We start from the raw sequence: 18,551 nt of genomic DNA on the forward strand, positions 1-18,551 counted from the left end.
CCCTCCTGGACACCCCCGGACCGTCGTGGAACAAGCCCGGACAGCTTGTAATGCGTAGGTCGTCGGTTCGAATCCGACAGGGGGCCCCATCGGAACCCCGGCTCAGATCCGTGAGCCGGGGTTTTCGCGTTCCCGGGGTCAGTGGCGGCCCGAGATGCGGTCGGCCAGGCGGGCCAGGGGGGCGGTCGTCGGGGTGTGGCCGGCGGTCTCGCGGCGGTCCGCTTCGCGGTAGGCGGCGTAGAGGGCCTGGACGCCGAGCCAGCGCAAGGGCTCCGGCTCCCAGCGGCGGACGCGGTGGTTCACCCAGGGGAGGGTGGTCAGTTCGGTGGATTCGCCGAGGACCAGGTCGCGCAGGGTGCGGGCCGCGAGGTTGGCGGTGGCGACGCCCGAGCCGACGTAGCCGCCCGCCCAGCCCAGGCCCGAGGCGCGGTCCAGGGTGACGGTGGCGCACCAGTCGCGGGGCACGCCGAGCACGCCCGACCAGGCGTGGCTGATCTCCGTACCGGCGAGCTGCGGGAAGAAGGAGGTCAGGAGGGCGGTCAGCGCGGAGACGGTGGCCGGCTGGGTGCGGCCGTCGTTGTCGGTGCGGGAGCCGAAGCGGTACGGGACCCCGCGCCCGCCGATCGCGATCCGGTCGTCGGCGGTGCGCTGGGCATACATGTACGCGTGGGCCATGTCGCCGAGGAGCGTGCTGTCCGACCAGCCCAGCCGGGACCAGGTCTCGGGCGGGAGGGGGGCCGTCACGATCATCGAGGAGTTCATCGGGAGCCAGGAGCGCTTCTGGCCCTTGAGGGCGGCGGTGAAGCCCTCGGTGCAGCGCAGTACGTAGGGGGCACGGACCGTGCCGTACGGAGTGACGGCGCGGCGCGGGGCGATCTCGGTGACCGGCGTGGACTCGTGGATGACCACCCCGAGGGCCTCGACGGCGGCGGCCAGGCCCCTGACCAGCTTCAGGGGGTGGATGCGGGCGCCGTGCGGGCTCCAGCTGGAGCCGACGGCGTCGGCGATGTCGATGCGGGCGCGGGTGGCGGGGGCGTCGAGGAGTTCGCGGTCGCTCTCGCCGAAGTCGACCTCGTGGGCGTGGAAGGCCTTCAGACGGGCGAGTTGGGCGGGGGTGCGGGCCACTTCGAGGACGCCGCCGCGGTGGATGTCGGCGTCGATGCCCTCCTTGGCGGCGACGTCGATGACCTCGGTGACGGTCTCGTTCATGGCGTGCTGGAGGCGGCGGGCGGCGTGGGGGCTGTGGAGGGCGGCGTAGCGGTCGCGGCCGGCGATGCCGTTGTAGAGCCAGCCGCCGTTGCGGCCGGAGGCGCCGTAGCCGCAGAACTTCTGTTCCAGCACGGTGACGCGGAGGTCGGGGGCGGCGCTCTTCAGGTAATAGGCCGTCCACAGGCCGGTGTAGCCGCCGCCGATGACGACGACGTCGGCGGTGGCGTCACCGGTGAGGGGTGCGCGGGGTGGGGCGGGCGGGGTGCCGCCTCGCTCGGACGCGTACCAGAAGGAAATACCGCCGTTGATCGTCATGGGGGAGTTGGTACACCTCGTTCCGGAAGGGTGTCCAGGGACGGGATGTCGCGGCTACGGGCCGTTTGGGTGGCGGGATGGTTGATGCGGCCGCGGTGGTGTGGCTCGTGCTGGCTCGCACTGTGTGCCGGGTTCTGCCCGGACCCGCGCCTCAATCGCCGGCGAGGCTGGATGGTGCGGCGGGGTCGGTGGGGGTCGGTGCGTGGGGCCGTGCCGGGGTGTCTCCTCGGCTCGGCGCGCGCGGGCATCTCCCGGGCTGTACGGGGTGGTCGCGCCTCGTCCTGCGGGGACACCCCGGCACGTCCCCACTCCCCTCCGCCGTCCCAGCCGCGGTGTCGGGGATGCCCAGTACTGCCGAAGCCCGGGCGTGGGGCGGGGACACGCAGGAGGGTCCCCGCAGGACGAGGCGCGACCACCCCGTACGGCTGGACCGTGCCCGCGCGCGCCGAGCCGAGGAGACCCTCGTGCGGGGCCCCGACCCACAGCCCGAGCGGCCCGCAGGGCACCCCGCGCGGGGCACCGGCCCGCTCTTTGAGCCTCGCCGGCGATTGAGGCGCCCGCCCCGGGCAGGGACAGCCGCACCGCCGGGCCGCCCGCAATGGTTACCGTCGGGGGATGGTCGAGATTCCGGATGGGCTCATCGAGGCGCAGATTCCGTACAACGGTGATGCCGGGCGGGAGTTCATCGCCGAGTTGCCCGCGCGGGCAGCGCGCTTTCTGGAGCAGTGGGGCCTGCGGCGCGCCGGGCCCGCGATGCACGGGATGACGGCCCTGGTGCTGCCGGTGGTGCGGGCCGACGGGAGCGCGGCCGTGCTGAAGCTGGTGGCGGTGGACGAGGAGAGCGCGGGGGAGCCGGTCGCGCTGCGCGCGTGGGCCGGGCGGGGCTGCGTACGGCTGCTGGCGCACGACGTGGACACCGGCACTCTGCTGCTGGAACGGCTGGACGAGGGGCGGGACCTGGCGGCGCTCGCGCGGACCGACGCGCGGCGGGCGGTGGCGGTGGTCGGGGAGTTGCTGGCGCGGCTGACGGCGGTGCCGGCCCCGGCCGGGCTGCGGGAGCTCGGGGAGATGGCCGCCGGGATGCTGGAGGAGGTGCCGCAGGCGCTGGGGCGGTTGGTGGAGGAGCGGGAACGGCGGGTGCTGGCGGACTGCGCGGCGGCGGTGGCGGAGGTCGCCGGGGAGCCGGGGGACCGGCTGCTGCACTGGGACCTGCACTACGGCAACGTGCTGGCGGGCGGCCGGGAGCCGTGGCTGGCGATCGACCCGAAGCCGCTGGCGGGCGATCCGGGTTTCGAGCTGCTGCCGGCGATCGTCAACAACTTCCGCGCCGGGGACGTGCGGTGGCGGTTCGACCTGCTGGCGGAGGCGGTCGGGCTGGAGCGGGACCGGGAACGGGCGCGGGCCTGGACGCTGGGCCGGGTGCTCCAGAACTGCCTGTGGGACGTGGCGGACGGGGAAGAGCGCCTGGACGAGGACCAGTTGACGGTCGCCGAGGTGCTGCTGGAGCGCTGATCGGCCGCCGTTCTAGGCTGCGGGCATGATCCGTAGTGCTGAAGTCACCGACGTCCCCGCCCTTCAGACGATGATCCGCGAGCTCGCGGAGTACGAGAAGGTGCCGCACGAGGCGCGGGCCACCGAGGAGCAGCTGCGGGAGGCGCTGTTCGGGGCGCACCCGGCGGTGTTCGCGCACGTCGCGGAGACGGAGGAGGGGGAGGTCGTCGGCTTCGCGATGTGGTTCCTGTCCTTCTCGACGTGGCGCGGGGTGCACGGGATCTACCTGGAGGACCTGTACGTACGGCCGGGCGTGCGCGGCGGCGGTCACGGCAAGGCGCTGCTGCGGGAGCTGGCGCGCACGTGCGTGGAGCGGGGCTACGAGCGGCTGGAGTGGTCGGTCCTCGACTGGAATTTGTCTGCCATCGACTTCTATCGATCAGTTGGAGCGGTGTCCATGGACGAGTGGACGGTGAACCGCCTGACGGACGACGCGCTTCGAAAGCTGGGCGGGGCGGAGTAGCCGCCGGACGCCCGCCCGGGACCGTGAGAAGGCGGCACCGGGCGGGTTGGCTGTACGTCTATCCGACGGCCGGGACCGGGTGCTCCGGGGAGTCGAGCCAGGCCCAGGCGGTACCGTCGGGTTTCACGGTGAGTCCGAACCGCTCGAAGTCCGCACGGCCCTGGTCGTCCCACCAGGCGTGGGCGGCCGTGAGTTCGCTCCACAGCTCCCGCGGACCGGACTGGTAGACCTCGAACTCCTCCGCGTCGGGTACGAAGTCGATCGACGCCCAGGAACGACTCCCGGAGCACGGCTTGGTAGGCGGGGAGCCAGTCGGAGGTCAGGGCACCGGCATCCATGAGCCGGGAGGCCAACCCCTGGGGGCCGGCCTCCGGCGTGGCGCGTTCGGTCACTTGGTGCCGCTGCCCTTCGTGTCGCTGTGACCGGAGTCCTGGCCCTCCGAGCCGCCTCCGCCGTGACCGGCGCCCGACTGGCCGTCGTCCTGCTGGCTTCCGCCCTGGCCCGAGCCAGTGCCTCCGCCGTGCTGTCCGCCCATGAACGTGCTCCTTCTCGTGATGGATGAGTGGTGCTGTGGGCCGCCCCGGCTGAACGGTGGATCGGTCACCGGGGCGGAGTCTGAGGGGTGGGGTCAGTCGGACCTTGGGGTGAGGGCCCTGGGAGTGCGCTGCGGCCGGGCCTGCATCTGCCGTTCTCCGGCCTCTGCCAGGAACTCCAGAAGGAGACTTCCCAGGGTCAGGTCACCTTGGCGTTCAGCCGCTGGGTGCTGCCGGTGGCCGGGCGGAGTCGGGACAGAACGGTCGGCCGCACTCGCACGGACGCCACTTCAAGGCGTTGCCGGGACTCAGGTCCGGGCCCTCGAACCGTGCCCAACCGGGTTCCGTACCGTCCGGATGGCTGTCGCGTGCGCTCATCCGGTCCCCCGCTTCACGACCTGCGCCAGCTTCATGGCGACGTCGGGGCGGACACTGCCCAGCCTCACCAGCCCCGGTCCGGGCGGTGCCGGGTCGATGCCCAGCGAGGGAAGAACGATTCCGGCGGCCATCAGCGATTCGCGCAGCGACTCCACGACCGTGCTCGGGGTCACTGTCTCCAGTTCGTGCGAGCTGTCCATGAGAGGGACGCTAGGGCCGGGTGCCCGGTCCTGTCGGGGCTGATTCGCCGGGATTCTCGGGCTGATCCGTGATCTTCCGGTGGATTCTCAGGCGGTGTCGAGAGCCCGCCGGGCGCGGGCGATCACGCGGTGGGCGTCCGCCCCGTAGACCGCGGAATCGGAGAGTGCCTGCCAGACATTCCGGTACACGCCCACGCTGTCCGCGTCGTCCAGCCAGAGTTCCGCGTGCCAGTCCTCCGCGATCACCAGGCGGTCGTCGTACAGCCAGAAGCCGTTGGCCGGCGGGATCTTCAGGGAAGCGCCGAAGGGGACGATGCCCAGGGAGACGGTGTCCAGCCCGAGGACGCCCGTCAGGCGGTCGAGCTGGCCGGCCAGTACGGGAGGAGGGCATACGAGCGCCCGGAGCGCGGCCTCCCACATCACGATGTGGAACGTGCGCCCCGGCTCGTACAGCATCTCCTGACGCTTCACGCGGGCGCGTACGGCTTCCTCGGTGTCCCGGACGGACTGGTGGAGGTCGGCGTAGCGGGTGAAGACGTGACGGGCGTACTCGGCGGTCTGGAGCATGCCCACGACCGTGGAGCTCTGCCAGACGTGGAACGTCCTCGTGCGTTCGTACTCGGCCGTCAGCGTGTCCTGTACCGGCTTGTGGCCCGCCGCGAGCTGTCTGCGCCACGCGCGGGACCGGGACTCCAGGCTCCCGAGCCGGGTGATCAGCTCCTCCGCCGCCTGCGGATGGCCGGTGGCGTCCGCCCACGCCAGCAGGTCGTCCGACGTCGCGGTCTGGCGGCCGGTCTCCAGCTTGCTGATCTTGGACTGGGTCCAGCCGAGCAGGACCGCCAACTGGCGGCCGGTGAGCCGCCGATCGGTGCGCAGCTCGCGCAGCCGCGCACCGAGGGCAACCCTTGCTTGTTGGAAGTCGGTGCTCACTCGGCGGACGGCACCTGTTCCGCGAAGGTCTCGTACGGGACGGCGTGGTGCCACGCGGCGTCCCGGACCTGGCACGCGCGGGCCACCTCGACGGGGTTCGTGACCAGCTCGACGCCGGTCATCACGTCGTCGTCATCGAAGTGGACGAACCCCTCCCCATCCTTGACGTTCCGGAGCTGCGCCACGTCCTGGGGGTCGGTCACCGCGTCGCCCTGGACCAGGACCTCCCCGGTGTCCAGGTCCTCGTACAGGGTCGGGCATCCGTCGTTGCCGGAGTTGGTACCGATGAACCGGAGTCGCCGTGCCATTGCCGTTCCCCTCCCACCAGCGGACAAGTCCCGACCAGGATGGGACGGGCGCAGCCTCCCTGTCCTGCGTGATTCGCAATGATTCTCGGGACCGACGCAAAAAGGCCCCCAGCTCCCTGGCACATGCCGAGGAGTGGGGGCCGGGTTGGTTGCGGCGAACGGTGAGCCGAAATGGTGGTTTGTCGGAGAGGGGGCGCGGCCCCTTCGAGAGCGAGTATTCGCAGGCCAGAGGCCTAGCCGGCCCGTCCCCTTCGGCTCGGGTCCCTCCTTCAGGGTTCCAGGACGACCTTGCCCGTGGTGGCGCGGGTTTCCAGGGCGTGGTGGGCCGCGGCGGCTTCGGCGAGTGGGTAGCGGGTGAGGGCCGGGCGGAGGCGGCCGGTGGCGGCTTCGGTGAGGGCGCGGGTCTCCAGGACGCGCAGTGGGTCGGGGGCGCCGACCTGCTGGAGCATGGCCGGGCCGAGGACGCCGCGGGTGGTGATGGAGCGGGCGGCGAGGTCGGCGCGTTCGGCGTCGGTGAGGTCGAGGGGGCCGCCGGACCAGCCGAAGACGAGGTGGCGGGCGCCGGGGGCCAGCAGGCCGAGGGCGGTGCGGGCGGTTTCGCCGCCGACGGAGTCGAAGAGGACGGTGGCGCCGCCGGGGTGGTGGGCGCGTACGGCGTCGGCCCAGCCGGGGTCGGTGTAGTCGAGGGCGAGGTGGGCGCCGCCCGCGGCGGCCCGGGCGGTCTTGGCGGAGCCGCCGGCGAGGGCGATGACGGTGGCGCCGGCGTTCACCGCGGCCTGGACGAGCAGGGTGCCGATGCCTCCCGCGGCGGCGGGCACCAGGGCGACGGAGTCCGGGCCGAGGTCGGCGAACTGCAGGATCCCGAGGGCGGTGCGGCCGGTGCCGATCATGGCGACGGCCTCGGCGGGGTCCAGGCCGGGCGGTACGGGGTGCAGGCGGTCGGCGTCGGCGACGGCGTACTCGGCGTAGCCGCCGGGGGCGAAGCCGAGGTGGACGACGACGGCGCGGCCGAGCCAGGCGGGGTCGGTGCCGGGGCCGAGCGCGTCGACGGTGCCGGCGACCTCGCGGCCGGGGACGGTGGGGAGCTCGGGGAGCGGGGCGGGCGGGCCCTGGATGCCCCGGCGGAGGCTGGTGTCGAGGAGGTGGACACCGGCGGCGGCAACGGCGATGCGGACCTGGCCGGGGGCGGGGACGGGGATGTCCGTGCGCTCGTAGGAGAGGTTCTCGGCGGGGCCGAAGGCGTGGAGGCGGATGGCGCGCATGGTGGGCATGGCGACCACGGTGCGACCTCGAGCGGGGTTGAGGTCAAGGGCGGCCGTTGGCGGCCGTTGTCAGTGGGCTGGTTCACGATGGGGGGATGGTGCGCAAAGGACAGCAGGGGCAGCAGCAGACGGTGAAGGCGGCGCGGCGGCCGGAGCTGCGGCTGCCGGAGCTGACCGCGTGGGACGGGGGCGAGCTGGAGCCGGACGGGGACTACGACGGCCTGGAGTTCGCGGACCTGGACCTTGCGGGGCAGGAGGGGATCGGGGCCCGGTTCATGGACTGCGCGCTGCGGCGGTGTGCGCTGGACGAGGCGGGGCTGGCGAAGGCGCGGATCCTGGATTCGGTGCTGGAGGGGGTCCGGGGGGTGGGGACCGACCTGTCGGGGGCTTCGTTGCGGGACGTGGAGCTGGTGGACGCGCGGATGGGCGGCGTGCAGATGCACGGGGCCGTGCTGGAGCGGGTGGTGGTGCGCGGGGGCAAGATCGACTACCTGAACCTGCGGAAGGCGCGGCTCAAGGACGTGGTCTTCGAGGGGTGCGTGCTGGTGGAGCCGGACTTCGCGGGGGCGGTGCTGGAGCGCGTGGAGTTCCGGGACTGCGGGCTGCGGGGGGTGGACTTCAGCGGGGTCCGGATGGCGGATGTGGATCTGCGGGGCGTTTCGGTGCTGGAGATCGCGCGGGGGGTGGAGGCGCTGGGTGGGGCGGTGATCAGTCCGGGGCAGCTGTTCGAGCTGGCTCCGGCGATGGCCGCGCAGCTGGGGGTGCGGGTGGTTCCGTAGCCTCGGCGCCGTTTGCCGGGCGCTGCCCCGGACCTGCCGGGCGCTGCCCCGGACCTGCCGGGCGCTGCCCCGGACCTGCCGGGCGCTGCCCCGGACCTGCCGGGCGTCGGCCCGGACCTGCCGGGCGTCGGCCCGGACCTGCCGGGCGTCGGCCCGGACCCGTGCTTCGCATGCCGCGGGGGCGAGGGAGCCGGGGCGGGCGGAGACGGGTGGCTGCGGCGAATGGCTGAGCATCCGGGTACCTGGACGGGCAGTCCTCGGACTAGGTGCCTAACGTCGCAGGCAGATACACCGGTGCACGAGGCCTGTGGAGGTGTCATGTCCGATCGGGGCCGCCGCCTGGCGGGCGCCTGCGCGAGTACGGTCGCCGTCGGCCTGCTCCTCCTGGGGGGCATCCTCGGCACACCGCCGCCGCGGCAAGGGTCCGGGGGCAGCGCGGGGACCGAGGCCGGCGAGTTCGGCGAGGCCGCCGTGGGCGCCTACCTCCACTACGGCTCGCCCGGCGTCGAGCGGATGCAGGAGCTCTCGCGCTGGCTCGGCGGTACCGAGCTGCGCGCCGGGCACACCTATCTGCCGGGCGACACCTGGTCGAACATCGAGGGCGCCCCCGATTCCCTGCGCACCTGGGCACGGTGGCGCAACGAGAGGGCCGATCGGCTGTTCGTCCTGAACGTGCCCATGCAGGAGCGCAACGAGGCCGGTGTCCCCGACGGCCGGGTCGCAGAGCTGATCCGCTCCGGCGCACAGGGCGCGAACGACCATCACTTCCGGCAGTTGGCCAGGCGTCTGGTCGACCTCGGGGTGCCGGACACGGTGATCGTGCTCGGCTGGGAGATGAACGGCTTCAACTACACCCACCGCTGTCGCCCCGACCCCGAGAACTGGAAGACGTACTGGCGGCGCATCGTGGCCTCCATGCGTTCGGTGGAGGGGCAGCGGTTCCGTTTCGACTACGCCCCCAACCGCGGGGGTGACGCGATCGCCTGGACCAGCTGCTATCCCGGCGACGACGTGGTCGACATCGTCGGGATGGATTCCTACGACCAGGAGCCCGGCGCCACCTTCGACGAGCAGGTCACCCAGCCCTACGGACTCCAGCAGCAGGTCGACTTCGCGAAGGCGCACGGCAAGCGGATCTCGTACCCCGAATGGGGGCTGTTCCGGCACGGCGACAATCCCGAGTACATGCGGCGCATGCTGGCCTGGTTCGCGGAGCACGAGCCGGTCTACCACAGCATCACCGACTACTGCCCGCACGGCGTGTGGCAGTGCGGGCAGAACCCGCGTTCCACGCAGGTGTTCCGGGAGTTCCTGTCCGCCGGACCGGGCGGCGAACCGCGGCCCTGAGGCGGTCTACGCCGGGACGCGGGGGAAACGGGCCTGAAGGGTCCAGATGGCCGGGTTGTCGGCCAGGCCGTCGTGCATGTCGATCAGGTCCGCGATGAGGTCGTGCAGGAAGTCGCGGGCCTCGCGGCGCAGCAGGCGGTGGCTGAAGGTCAGCGGAGCCTCCTCGGCCGGCATCCAGTCGGCCTCGACGTCGACCCAGCCGAAGCGGCGTTCGAAGAGCATCCGGTCCGCGGACTCGGTGAAGTCGAGCTCGGCGTACTGCCGGTTGGCGGAGCGGTTGCCGCGGGGGTCCTTGTCGAGCTGTTCGACGATGTCGCACAGGGCCCAGGCGAAGTCCAGCACGGGCACCCATCCCCAGGCTGTGGACACTTCCCGGTCGGCGTTGGTGTCGGCGAGGTACACGTCCCCGCAGAACAGGTCGTGCCGCAGGGTGTGGACGTCCGCGGAGCGGTAGTCGGTCTGCGGGGGGTCGGGGAAGCGCCGGGAGAGGGAGTAGCCGATGTCGAGCACGTAGCTGATGGTGTCACGCGCGCCGGGGCCGCTCACCTCCGGTGTCAGGGCAGCAGGCGCTGTTCCTTGGCCACGGAGACCGCGCCCGCGCGGGTGTCGACGCCGAGCTTGTCGTAGATGCGGCCCAGGTGGGTCTTGACCGTGGCCTCGCTGATGAACAGGGCGCGGGCGATGTCGCGGTTGCCCAGGCCCCGGGCCAGCTGGCCGAGGATGTCCAGTTCGCGGTCGGTCAGGGTGGGGCGGGTGCCGCGCATGTGGGCCATCACCCGGCTGGCCACCGGCGCGGACAGGGTGGTGCGGCCCTGGGCCGCGGAGTGGATCGCGGCGAAGAGCTCCTCCGGGCGTTCGGCCTTGAGGAGGTAACCGGTGGCGCCCGCGCCGATCGCCCGGGTGATGTCCGCGTCCGTGTCGTAGGTGGTGAGGACCAGGACGTGCGGGGGCCGTGGGAGCACGGTGATGCGGCGGGTGGCCTCGACCCCGTCGATGCCCTCGCCCAGCTGGAGGTCCATCAGGACCACGTCGGGGTGGAGCTTCGCGGCGAGGGCGACCGCCTCCTCACCGCTGCCCGCCTCGCCGAGGACCTCGATGTCGGGCTCGCTGCCGAGCAGGGCCAGCAGTCCGGCGCGGACCACGACGTGGTCGTCGCAGAGGAGGATCGTCGTCATGGGGCCGGCTCCAGGGGGATGGCCGCGGAGAGCACGGTGCCCTCGCCCGGCGTGGATTCGATCGTCAGGGTGCCACCGAGCTGGCGGACGCGGGCGCGCATGGCCGGGAGCCCGTGCCCGCGCTCGGCGGCGTCGGTGCGGGGTGCGGTGAAGCCGTGGCCGTCGTCGGCGATGTCCAGGACGACCTGGTCGCCCAGGAAGCTCAGGGTGAGTGCGGCCGTACGGGCGCCGGAGTGCTCGCGGACGTTGGCCAGCGCGCCCTGGGCTATGCGCAGCAGGGCGGACTGGACCCGGTCGGGGAGCGGGGTCGGCGTGCCTTCGAGGTGGAAGCGGACCTCGATGTCCGGGCCGGCGTCCAGGGAGCGCAGGGCGTCGGCGAGGCCGGCGCCGTCGGCGAGCTCGGGCGGGGCCAGGTCGTGGACGAGCCGGCGGGCCTCGGAGAGGCCGTGTGCGGCGATGCCGGTGGCGGTACGGACATGCGCGCGGGCGGTGGCCGGGTCGGTCTCCCAGGTGCGGTCCGCGGCCTGGAGCAGCATCTGCTGGCTGGAGAGGTTCTGGGCGAGGGTGTCGTGGATCTCCATGGACAGCCTCTGCCGCTCGGCGAGGGTGCCTTCGCGGCGCTCGGTGGCGGCCAGCTCCCGGCGGGTGCGGATCAGGTCGTCGATCAGGGTGCGCTGGGCCTGGGCCTGGCGTTCCATGTGGACGAAGACGGCGGTGGCGAGGGCGGCGACGGCGGGCGGTGCCAGCAGCAGGTTGGGGTCGAAGGACTTGGCCAGCTGGAGCTGGGCGATCACCACGAAGGTGGTGAGGAGGGCCACGAGAACGATGGCGGCGCGCGGCGGCAGGGTGCGCAGGGCGGTGAAGAACAGCGGTACGGCGCACCAGGCGAAGCTCGGCGCGAGGACGACCAGGACCATCCAGGTGGTGACGACCAGGCCGAGCCACAGGAGCCGCCGGGCGGTGGGGGCGGCGCCGAGCGCGGGGCCGAGGACGTAGAGCAGGGCCAGGGTGATGCTGAGGGCGATGATCCACGGGGTGCGGGGTTCGCCGGGGTGGCGCAGCAGGAAGCGGACCACGGAGGCGCCGAGGAGCAGGAAGAAGGCGGTGTGGGCGACCGTGGCCAGTGTTCGGGTGTCCGGCCTGCTGGCGGGGTGGCTCACCGGTTGCTCCTGGTTTGCGAAGGGTGCGTTCATTGTCGCCCGCGGGCGCTGCCGTCGGGGCGCCGCTCCGGATCCCGCGCCTCGAACGCCGGCCAGGCTGATGGTTCCGTCGCCGGAGGCGGTGCGCATCGACCGATCGGATGACCCTCGGGTCAGCCGGTCCGGTGGGTGGGGCGAGCCGGTACGGGGACGGGGCGCGGGGGGTTTCGGGCCGAGGCTTGGAGCAGTGCAGGAGCCGGTCCCACCGGCCCGGCCCCGACCGACTCGAAGCCGTCACCGCGGCACCGTTCTCAGGAGCAGAGATGAAGACCCGCACCCGCGTTCTCACCGGTACCGCCCTCGCCGTCGCCCTGGGCGCCGGAGCCTTCGGTGCCGTGAGCGCCAGCGCGACTACCACCGCCGAGACCGCCCAGGTCTCCGTGGCCGGGAAGAAGGACGGCCCGGGCGGCAAGAACTTCACCACGACGACGCACCTCACCGTCGACGCCGCGACCCGCGCCGCCCAGGCCGCGCTGAAGGCCGCCGAGTCCGAGAATCAGAAGGTGACCGTCGCCGTCGTCGACCGCAACGGCAACACCATCGTCACCCTCCGCGGCGACGGCGCCGGCCCGCAGTCCTACGAGTCGGCCCAGCGCAAGGCCTTCACCGCCGTGTCCTGGAACGCCCCGACCTCGGTGCTCGTGGGCCGGCTCGCCCAGACCCCGAACCTGAAGGACATCCCCGGCACCCTCTTCCTCGGTGGCGGCACCCCGGTCCAGGCGGACGGCGCGCCCGTTGCGGGCATCGGTGTGGCCGGCGCCCCGAGCGGTGACCTGGACGAGAAGTTCGCCAAGGCCGGCGTGGACGCGCTGAACAAGTAGCCCGCGCGATCGCCCGCCCTAGGATCGAGTGCGTGGAACACCGTGCTCTCTCCCGCCTCGCCGCCCCCGCCGTCGCCGCCCTGCTCGCCCTCACCACGGGGTGTACGGGCGACACCGTGCAGGGGCGGCCGGGTGCGTCGGGGCTGCGCGATCCGTACTTCCCGCGGGCCGGGAACGGCGGCTACCAGGTCGACCACTACGCGCTGGACCTGGACTACGACCCCGCCGACGGGCAGCTGCACGGTACGGCCGTGATCACCGCCCGCGCCGAGCAGGGGCTCAGCTCCTTCAACCTGGACTTCAGCGGTCTGAACGTCGAGGGCGTGACCGTCCAGGGGGCGGGGGCCCGCTACAACCGGACCGGCAACGAGCTGACCGTGCGCCCCGCCGAGGACCTGAAGAAGGGCGAGGTCTTCCGTACGGAGGTCGACTACAGCGGGAAGCCGAAGCCCCTCGTGGATCCGGACGGTTCCAGGGAGGGCTGGATCACCACCGAGGGCGGCGCGGTCGCCGTCGGCGAGCCGGTCGGTTCGATGACCTGGTTCCCCGGCAATCACCACCCCAGCGACAAGGCCGCGTACGACATCACGCTGACCGTTCCGCGCGGCTACGAGGCCGTGTCGAACGGCGAGTTGCGTTCCCGTACCGAGGACGCGGACGGGCGGACCGCCTTCGCGTGGCACAGCCCGGAGCCGATGGCGAGCTATCTGGCGACCGCCGTGATCGGGCCGTACAAGGTGACGACGGGGCGGACGCCCTCGGGGATCGGCCTCTACAGCGCCGTGGCGCCGGGGGAGGGGGCCGCCGGTTCGGGGCCGCTCGCGCGGCTGCCGGAGATGGTGGAGTGGGGCAGCGGCCGGTTCGGTCCGTACCCCTTCGCGACGGCGGGCGCGATCGTGGTGCCCGCGGGGACCCTCGGCTACGCGCTGGAGACCCAGGGCCGGCCCGTCTTCCCCGGAGCGCCGACCGAGGAGGAGCTCGTCGTGCACGAGCTCGCCCACCAGTGGTTCGGCAACTCGGTGTCGCCGAAGTCCTGGAAGGACATGTGGCTCAACGAGGGATTCGCGACCTACGCCGAGTGGCTGTGGGCCGAGGAACACAACGGGCCCACGGCGCAGGAGTACTTCGAGGCCTTCCGGACGGGTGACACGGACGTCGACCGGGACGCCGACGTCGACTGGCGGGCCTTCCCGCCGGCCGCTCCGCCGGGGCCCGAGGACATTTCGGCGGAGCCGGTGTACTACGGCGGCGCGATGGTCCTGCACCGGATCCGCCAGGAGGTGGGCGACGAGAAGTTCTTCGCCCTGGTGCGCGGCTGGGTCGCCGACCACCGCCACGGGAACGCGAGCACGGCCGATTTCACCGCCTACGCCGAGAAGAAGACGGGGCACGACCTGAAGCAGGTCTGGGACGTGTGGCTGTACGGGAAGGACCGCTCCGAGTAGCGCCGCGCCGCTGCGTCGCGCCACTGTCCCGCGCGGCTGCGCTCCGCTCCGCTACGGGGCTTCGAGCGGCTTGCGCAGCACGGTGCAGGCGCGGCCCATTTTGCGGTCCTCGGCCTTGCGCAGCGGGACGTACCCCCGGGACTGCCAGAAGGCCAGGGCCTCGGGGTTGTTGTCCAGTACGGCGATCCGCACGCCCGCGCGTCCGGCGGTGCGGAAGCGGTCCTCGACCAGGGTGGCGACGGCCCGCCCGTACCCCTCCCGGTGGGCGGTGGCGTCGATGAGCAGCAGGCCGATCCACGGGTCCGGGTCGTCGGCGGCGGGTGCCTGCGCGAGGGTGGCGGCCAGGCCGACGAGGCGGCCGGCCGAGCGGGCGAGGAGTACCTCGGCGCTGTCGTGGGCCAGTTCGCCGGCGAGCGCTGCGGCGACCTGTTCGACCGTGATGCGGTCCGGGTCGGGGAAGTCGCCGCTGAGTTCGAAGAACGCGTGGTTCGTCGAGTAGAGGGCGGCGATCTCGGTGAGGACCGGGCCGGGGAGGGCACCGTCGACGGGGACGAGCAGTTGCAGGATCACCCGTCGAACGGTAGCGAAGAAGCCCCCTCCCCGGACGGCCGGGAGGGGGCTTCGCCGGCGCTGGCGCCCGGCAGGTCCCGGCGGTGCCGGACCTGCCCGACCCGGCCGCGGACTCACCGTGGAGTCGGGCGCGGAATCAGACGTTGACGCCGAAGTCCTGCGCGATGCCGGTGAGGCCGGAGGCGTAACCCTGGCCGACCGCGCGGAACTTCCACTCGGCGCCGCTGCGGTAGAGCTCGCCGAAGACCATGGCGGTCTCGGTCGCCGCGTCCTCGGAGAGGTCGTAGCGGGCGATCTCGGCGCCGCCGGCCTGGTTCACGACGCGGATGTACGCGTTGCGGACCTGGCCGAAGTTCTGGCTGCGCGCCTCGGCGTCGTAGATGGAGACCGGGAAGACGATCTTGTCCACGTCGGCCGGGAGGCCGGCGAGGTTGACGTTGATGGCCTCGTCGTCGCCCGCGCCCTCGCCGGTGCGGTTGTCACCGGTGTGGACGATGGTCTGGTCCGGGGTGGACTTGTTGTTGAAGAAGACGAAGTGGCCGTCGGAGACGACCTTGCCCGTCGGGTTGACGGCGATTGCCGAGGCGTCGAGGTCGAAGTCGACACCGGTCGTCGTACGGACGTCCCAGCCGAGGCCGACCGTGACGGCAGCGAGGCCCGGGGCCTCCTTCGTGAGCGAGACGTTGCCGCCCTTGGACAGGCTGACAGCCATGGGAATGTCCCTTTCCTCATCCAACATGCACGTACAGGCGGTCAAACTACCGCTGCCTCCTATAACGCGACGAGAGGCCGGTCGGGTTCCCGTCGTGAATTGTCCGTGACGGCGGATCCGCGTGAGCCGGAGGGCGGGCCGGTAAATGCGGGTGACGGCGGCGGTGCCGGGGGCGGATCATAGGGGCATGCCTGGTCCCTATGTCATCCGCGGTTCGGTCGTGCTCCCCGAGGGAGAGCTCGCCTGGCGGTTCTCGCGTTCCTCCGGGCCGGGCGGTCAGCACGTGAACACCTCCGACTCGCGAGCGGAGCTGCTGTTCGACCTGGCGGCGACGAAGGCGCTGCCCGAGGTGTGGAAGGAGCGGGCGCTGGAGCGGCTCGCCGGGAGGCTGGTGGACGGGGTGGTGACCGTACGGGCCTCCGAGCACCGCTCGCAGCTGCGCAACCGGGAGATGGCGCTGGTCCGGTTGGCTTCGCTGCTGGCCGAGGCGACGGCGCCGCCGCCGAAGCAGCGCCGGGCGACGAAGATTCCGCGCGGGATCAACGAGCGCCGGCTGCGCGAGAAGAAGGCGCGGGCCGAGACCAAGCGCGGCCGCACCGGCCGGGACTGGTAGCCGCGCCGTGCCCCTCTTACGGGTCCTGCCCGTCCTGCCCGCGCAACGCGCCCTACGTGCCCAGGTGCCGGTAGCGCCCGCGGAAGTACGTCAGCGGCGCCGAGTCCGGGGCCGGCAGGCCGGCCGTCAGGACCCGGCCGACGACCAGGGTGTGGTCGCCCGCCTCGACGCGGTTCTCCGTCCGGCATTCCAGGGTCGCCAGGGCGCCGGTCAGCAGGGGTGCGCCGGAGGCCTCGCCGCGTACGCAGGGCAGGTCGGCGAAGAGCAGCCGGTCGCTGATGCGCCCCTTCATCGAGAAGCGGCCCGCGACCTGGAGCTGGTGGTCGGCGAGCACGGAGACCGCCCACAGCGGCTGTTCCGCCAGCAGGTCGTCCATCCGGGAGCCCTCGCGCAGGCTCACCAGGACCAGCGGCGGGTCCAGGGACACGGACATGAAGGCGGTCGCCGTCATACCGACGTCCTCGCCGCGCGGGCCGTCCGCCGTCAGCGGGGGCTCGTGCGCCGTGATCAGGCACACGCCCGCCGCCAGCCGGGACATCGCGGCCCGGAACTCGTCATTGCTCACTCCCTCAGCATGGGGGGTTGCGTGGGGCGCGGTGGGTACGGGGGTCGTCTTCAGCACGCCGAAACGCTAATCTCGCCCTTCCGCGTCGCACATCGGGCCATGGTCCGAGTCGCGTCCCCGCCCCTTGGCCTAGGCCCCGGCGTATCGTTTGCTCTCGGGAATGTGAGGGAGCGCTCCCAGTCATGCACGGACCCACTGCGCACCGATATTCACCTGATGTGACTTGAGTCACAGAGGGCAAGATTTGTTGACCCTGTGTACCTGGCGCACAGCTCACTGTGATTCAGTGGACGGGACACCGCAACGAAACGCCGATGACAAACCTGGAGTTGCTGTCGAGGTCTCGGGGAGAGCGAGCAATGGAGACCGAGTCGGAGCCGTACGTCCGTCTTGCGACCCTGCGGCAGCTGCACCGGGTGGTGGCCGAGCTCAACACGGCCAGGAGCCTGGCGGACACTCTGCAGACCGTCGTGGACGGCATCGTCGTGGGCCTCGGCTACGAACTCGCCTGCGTCAACCTCGTTCGCCCGGACGGTGATCTCGTCGTCGCCGCCTTCGCCGGCGACCCCGCCGCGGAGGCCCTCATCACCGGCCGGGTCGGCTCCCGCGCCTCCTGGGAACGCCGCCTGACGATGGGTGAGAGCTGGGACGGACTCAGGTTCATCCCGCACACCGAGGGCTGGGTCCTCATGGAGGACGACGTCCCCCAGTGGCACACCGACGGCCCCGATCCGCGCTTCGAGGACGAGTGGCACCCCGAGGACCGGCTCTACGCCCCCATGTATGCGTCCGGCGGGGAACTTCTGGGTGTTATTTCGGTGGACAGACCGCGCAACGGCCGCCGGCCCGGCGCCTGGGGCCGCGAGGCGCTCCAGATGTACGCCTTCCAGGCGGCGATTGCGATCAGCAATGCCAGGCTCCGTGCGAACATGCAGCGCGCCCTCGTCCGGCTGGAGCGCGAGCAGCAGGCGCTGCGGGCCAGTGAAGAGTCGTTCCGCCAGGCCTTCGAGTACGCGCCCAGCGGCATGGCCATCGCCGAGATGGGCGGGGACCAGCACGGCCGGCTGCTGCGGACCAATGACGCGCTGTGCCGGCTGCTCGGCCGGCCCGCCTCCGTGCTGCGCCGCTACTCCTTCTCCGACCTGGTCCACCCCGAGGACATCGGGACGCTGCTGCGGACCTCCGCCGAGGGCGGCCGAGCCGAGCTGCGCCTGGGCCGCCGCGACGGCACGTATGTATGGGTCTCGCTGCGCAATTCCGTCGTCGCCGACGCCGCCGACGGGCCGCGGTTCCTGCTCACGCACGTCGAGGACATCGAGGAACGCAAGCGGCACGAGCTCCAGCTCGCCCACCGCGCCAGCCACGACTCGCTGACCGGCCTGCCCAACAGCGCCGAGCTGCGGGCCCGGCTCGGCGCGCGGCTGTGCCGCAGGCCACAGTCCGTACGGGCGACCGCCGTCGAGGCACTGGACGCGGCCTTCGAGGGGCGCGACGGCTACGACGGGCACACGGGGCACGTGGGGCACGACGGGCTCCCGGTGGGGGCGGAGGCGGGTGGTGCCGGTGAGCACGGGTTTCATCCCGACGGCCCCGACCGGTTCCCCGGGGCCGATCCCTTCGAGTTCCCCGGGGCGCCGCCCGCCCCGTCGGACGGACCGTACGACCACCACGTGCACACGGTGGCGCCCGCGACCGACATCGACGACGGCACGAAGGGGCTCGCGGTCCTCTTCTGCGATCTCGACGGGTTCAAGTCGATCAACGACCGGTTCGGGCACCACACGGGTGACGCGGTCCTGATCGAGGTCGCCCGGCGGCTGACGACCGGCGTCAGGGACGGTGACACCGTCGCTCGGCTGGGTGGTGATGAATTCGTCGTTCTGGCGGACGGTCTGGGCGCGGCGGACGCCGCCGACCTCGCGGTCCGGCTGCGCAACGCGATCATCCCGCCGATCCGGGTGGACGGCCGTGCGGTGCGGGTCGGAGCCAGTTTCGGCATCGGTTGGGCGAGTTGCGGGATGTCCGCGGACGAGGTGTTGCGCTCCGCCGACCAGCGGATGTATATCGAGAAAAGGTCCCGGTCGAAGGCCCATCGCAGGGCCGGCTGAGGCGGTCTGCCGCCCGTGGGCGCACGTGTTCGGGGTAGGCTCCCGGGGGTCGAAAGGAGTGACCTGCG

19 protein-coding genes and 1 pseudogene are annotated in these 18,551 nt (G+C 72.4%); 8 read left to right on the top strand and 12 right to left on the bottom strand.

Annotated elements, in window-relative coordinates; all coding sequences use genetic code 11:
* Positions 1-138: 138 nt before the first annotated feature.
* Positions 139-1,524, bottom strand: coding sequence for an NAD(P)/FAD-dependent oxidoreductase (locus tag OG373_RS21915; RefSeq protein ID WP_405439810.1), 1,386 nt, complete (start codon positions 1,522-1,524; stop codon positions 139-141).
* A gap of 615 nt (positions 1,525-2,139) precedes the next feature.
* On the opposite strand from OG373_RS21915, the gene OG373_RS21920 reads away from it, so the two are divergent.
* Both OG373_RS21920 and OG373_RS21925 read left to right on the top strand, forming a co-directional pair.
* On the top strand, positions 2,140-3,036 hold the full coding sequence (locus tag OG373_RS21920; RefSeq protein ID WP_405439812.1) for an aminoglycoside phosphotransferase family protein: 897 nt from the start codon (positions 2,140-2,142) through the stop codon (positions 3,034-3,036).
* Positions 3,037-3,061: 25 nt separating this feature from the next.
* Complete coding sequence (locus tag OG373_RS21925) at positions 3,062-3,538, top strand: GNAT family N-acetyltransferase (protein WP_405439814.1); 477 nt, start codon at positions 3,062-3,064, stop codon at positions 3,536-3,538.
* Between the two features lie 388 nt (positions 3,539-3,926).
* Here the strand turns inward: OG373_RS21925 and OG373_RS21930 are convergent, their stop codons facing one another.
* The 5 genes from OG373_RS21930 to OG373_RS21950 form a co-directional block, all read right to left on the bottom strand.
* Positions 3,927-4,073 (bottom strand): hypothetical protein, encoded by a 147-nt coding sequence (locus tag OG373_RS21930; RefSeq protein WP_190344470.1) that lies wholly within the window; start codon positions 4,071-4,073, stop codon positions 3,927-3,929.
* Between the two features lie 372 nt (positions 4,074-4,445).
* On the bottom strand, positions 4,446-4,649 hold the full coding sequence (locus OG373_RS21935) for a hypothetical protein (RefSeq protein ID WP_405439816.1): 204 nt from the start codon (positions 4,647-4,649) through the stop codon (positions 4,446-4,448).
* An 87-nt stretch (positions 4,650-4,736) separates the two neighbouring features.
* A complete protein-coding gene (locus tag OG373_RS21940) occupies positions 4,737-5,579 on the bottom strand; it encodes a helix-turn-helix domain-containing protein (protein ID WP_405439817.1) in 843 nt (280 codons plus the stop codon).
* A complete protein-coding gene (locus tag OG373_RS21945) occupies positions 5,576-5,887 on the bottom strand; it encodes a DUF6879 family protein (RefSeq protein ID WP_405439819.1) in 312 nt (103 codons plus the stop codon). Before OG373_RS21945 ends, OG373_RS21940 begins: the two co-directional genes overlap by 4 nt.
* A gap of 269 nt (positions 5,888-6,156) precedes the next feature.
* The gene (locus tag OG373_RS21950; RefSeq protein ID WP_405444148.1) at positions 6,157-7,149 is read right to left on the bottom strand and encodes a zinc-binding dehydrogenase; all 993 of its coding nucleotides are present in this window, start codon (positions 7,147-7,149) and stop codon (positions 6,157-6,159) included.
* 131 nt (positions 7,150-7,280) lie between these two features.
* On the opposite strand from OG373_RS21950, the gene OG373_RS21955 reads away from it, so the two are divergent.
* Both OG373_RS21955 and OG373_RS21960 read left to right on the top strand, forming a co-directional pair.
* Entirely contained in the window at positions 7,281-7,928 is a 648-nt protein-coding gene (locus OG373_RS21955) for a pentapeptide repeat-containing protein (RefSeq protein ID WP_405444149.1), read from the top strand.
* A 318-nt stretch (positions 7,929-8,246) separates the two neighbouring features.
* Positions 8,247-9,272: pseudogene (locus OG373_RS21960) on the top strand (glycoside hydrolase family 26 protein); the annotation flags it as partial.
* Between the two features lie 9 nt (positions 9,273-9,281).
* On the opposite strand, the gene OG373_RS21965 reads toward OG373_RS21960, so the two are convergent.
* Genes OG373_RS21965 through OG373_RS21975 form a run of 3 tightly spaced genes read right to left on the bottom strand, consistent with a single transcriptional unit; the run spans position 9,282 to position 11,643 of the window.
* The gene (locus tag OG373_RS21965) at positions 9,282-9,785 is read right to left on the bottom strand and encodes a hypothetical protein (protein WP_405444150.1); all 504 of its coding nucleotides are present in this window, start codon (positions 9,783-9,785) and stop codon (positions 9,282-9,284) included.
* A 44-nt stretch (positions 9,786-9,829) separates the two neighbouring features.
* Positions 9,830-10,450, bottom strand: a complete 621-nt coding sequence (locus OG373_RS21970) for a response regulator (protein ID WP_405439821.1) — start codon at positions 10,448-10,450, stop codon at positions 9,830-9,832.
* On the bottom strand, positions 10,447-11,643 hold the full coding sequence (locus OG373_RS21975) for a sensor histidine kinase (RefSeq protein ID WP_405439822.1): 1,197 nt from the start codon (positions 11,641-11,643) through the stop codon (positions 10,447-10,449). The genes OG373_RS21970 and OG373_RS21975 overlap by 4 nt, the downstream gene beginning before the upstream one ends.
* 269 nt (positions 11,644-11,912) lie before the next feature.
* Between OG373_RS21975 and OG373_RS21980 the strand changes: the two genes are divergently transcribed.
* The gene (locus tag OG373_RS21980; protein ID WP_405439824.1) at positions 11,913-12,470 is read left to right on the top strand and encodes a heme-binding protein; all 558 of its coding nucleotides are present in this window, start codon (positions 11,913-11,915) and stop codon (positions 12,468-12,470) included.
* A 32-nt stretch (positions 12,471-12,502) separates the two neighbouring features.
* Positions 12,503-13,915, top strand: a complete 1,413-nt coding sequence (locus OG373_RS21985; RefSeq protein WP_405439826.1) for a M1 family metallopeptidase — start codon at positions 12,503-12,505, stop codon at positions 13,913-13,915.
* 51 nt (positions 13,916-13,966) lie between these two features.
* On the opposite strand, the gene OG373_RS21990 is transcribed toward OG373_RS21985, so the two are convergent.
* Together OG373_RS21990 and OG373_RS21995 are read right to left on the bottom strand one after the other, a co-directional pair.
* Positions 13,967-14,485 carry a GNAT family N-acetyltransferase gene (locus OG373_RS21990; RefSeq protein ID WP_405439828.1) on the bottom strand — a complete coding sequence of 173 codons (519 nt, stop codon included), beginning with the start codon at positions 14,483-14,485 and terminating at the stop codon, positions 13,967-13,969.
* 136 nt (positions 14,486-14,621) lie between these two features.
* A complete protein-coding gene (locus tag OG373_RS21995) occupies positions 14,622-15,197 on the bottom strand; it encodes a TerD family protein (protein WP_030387311.1) in 576 nt (191 codons plus the stop codon).
* Between the two features lie 187 nt (positions 15,198-15,384).
* Here OG373_RS21995 and arfB point away from each other — a divergent pair, with 187 nt between their 5' ends.
* The gene (arfB, locus tag OG373_RS22000; protein ID WP_266483857.1) at positions 15,385-15,810 is read left to right on the top strand and encodes an alternative ribosome rescue aminoacyl-tRNA hydrolase ArfB; all 426 of its coding nucleotides are present in this window, start codon (positions 15,385-15,387) and stop codon (positions 15,808-15,810) included.
* Between the two features lie 52 nt (positions 15,811-15,862).
* On the opposite strand, the gene OG373_RS22005 is transcribed toward arfB, so the two are convergent.
* Positions 15,863-16,432 carry a flavin reductase family protein gene (locus tag OG373_RS22005; RefSeq protein WP_405439830.1) on the bottom strand — a complete coding sequence of 190 codons (570 nt, stop codon included), beginning with the start codon at positions 16,430-16,432 and terminating at the stop codon, positions 15,863-15,865.
* A 302-nt stretch (positions 16,433-16,734) separates the two neighbouring features.
* Between OG373_RS22005 and cdgB the strand changes: the two genes are divergently transcribed.
* Entirely contained in the window at positions 16,735-18,483 is a 1,749-nt protein-coding gene (gene cdgB, locus OG373_RS22010) for a diguanylate cyclase CdgB (RefSeq protein WP_397736981.1), read from the top strand.
* The last annotated feature ends 68 nt before the right edge of the window (positions 18,484-18,551 follow it).

It is taken from the genome of Streptomyces avidinii (genome assembly GCF_045161815.1).
Classification (GTDB): Bacteria; Actinomycetota; Actinomycetes; order Streptomycetales; family Streptomycetaceae; genus Streptomyces; species Streptomyces avidinii.

Coding starts and splice junctions, on each gene's coding strand:
- cdgB (WP_397736981.1), top strand. CDS start 16,735: ATGGAGACCGAGTCGGAGCCGTACGTCCGTCTTGCGACCCTGCGGCAG.
- OG373_RS21920 (WP_405439812.1), top strand. CDS start 2,140: ATGGTCGAGATTCCGGATGGGCTCATCGAGGCGCAGATTCCGTACAAC.
- OG373_RS21975 (WP_405439822.1), bottom strand. CDS start 11,643: ATGAACGCACCCTTCGCAAACCAGGAGCAACCGGTGAGCCACCCCGCC.
- OG373_RS21930 (WP_190344470.1), bottom strand. CDS start 4,073: ATGGGCGGACAGCACGGCGGAGGCACTGGCTCGGGCCAGGGCGGAAGC.
- arfB (WP_266483857.1), top strand. CDS start 15,385: ATGCCTGGTCCCTATGTCATCCGCGGTTCGGTCGTGCTCCCCGAGGGA.
- OG373_RS21925 (WP_405439814.1), top strand. CDS start 3,062: ATGATCCGTAGTGCTGAAGTCACCGACGTCCCCGCCCTTCAGACGATG.
- OG373_RS21970 (WP_405439821.1), bottom strand. CDS start 10,450: ATGACGACGATCCTCCTCTGCGACGACCACGTCGTGGTCCGCGCCGGA.
- OG373_RS21980 (WP_405439824.1), top strand. CDS start 11,913: ATGAAGACCCGCACCCGCGTTCTCACCGGTACCGCCCTCGCCGTCGCC.
- OG373_RS21995 (WP_030387311.1), bottom strand. CDS start 15,197: ATGGCTGTCAGCCTGTCCAAGGGCGGCAACGTCTCGCTCACGAAGGAG.
- OG373_RS21950 (WP_405444148.1), bottom strand. CDS start 7,149: ATGCGCGCCATCCGCCTCCACGCCTTCGGCCCCGCCGAGAACCTCTCC.
- OG373_RS21915 (WP_405439810.1), bottom strand. CDS start 1,524: ATGACGATCAACGGCGGTATTTCCTTCTGGTACGCGTCCGAGCGAGGC.
- OG373_RS21945 (WP_405439819.1), bottom strand. CDS start 5,887: ATGGCACGGCGACTCCGGTTCATCGGTACCAACTCCGGCAACGACGGA.
- OG373_RS21935 (WP_405439816.1), bottom strand. CDS start 4,649: ATGGACAGCTCGCACGAACTGGAGACAGTGACCCCGAGCACGGTCGTG.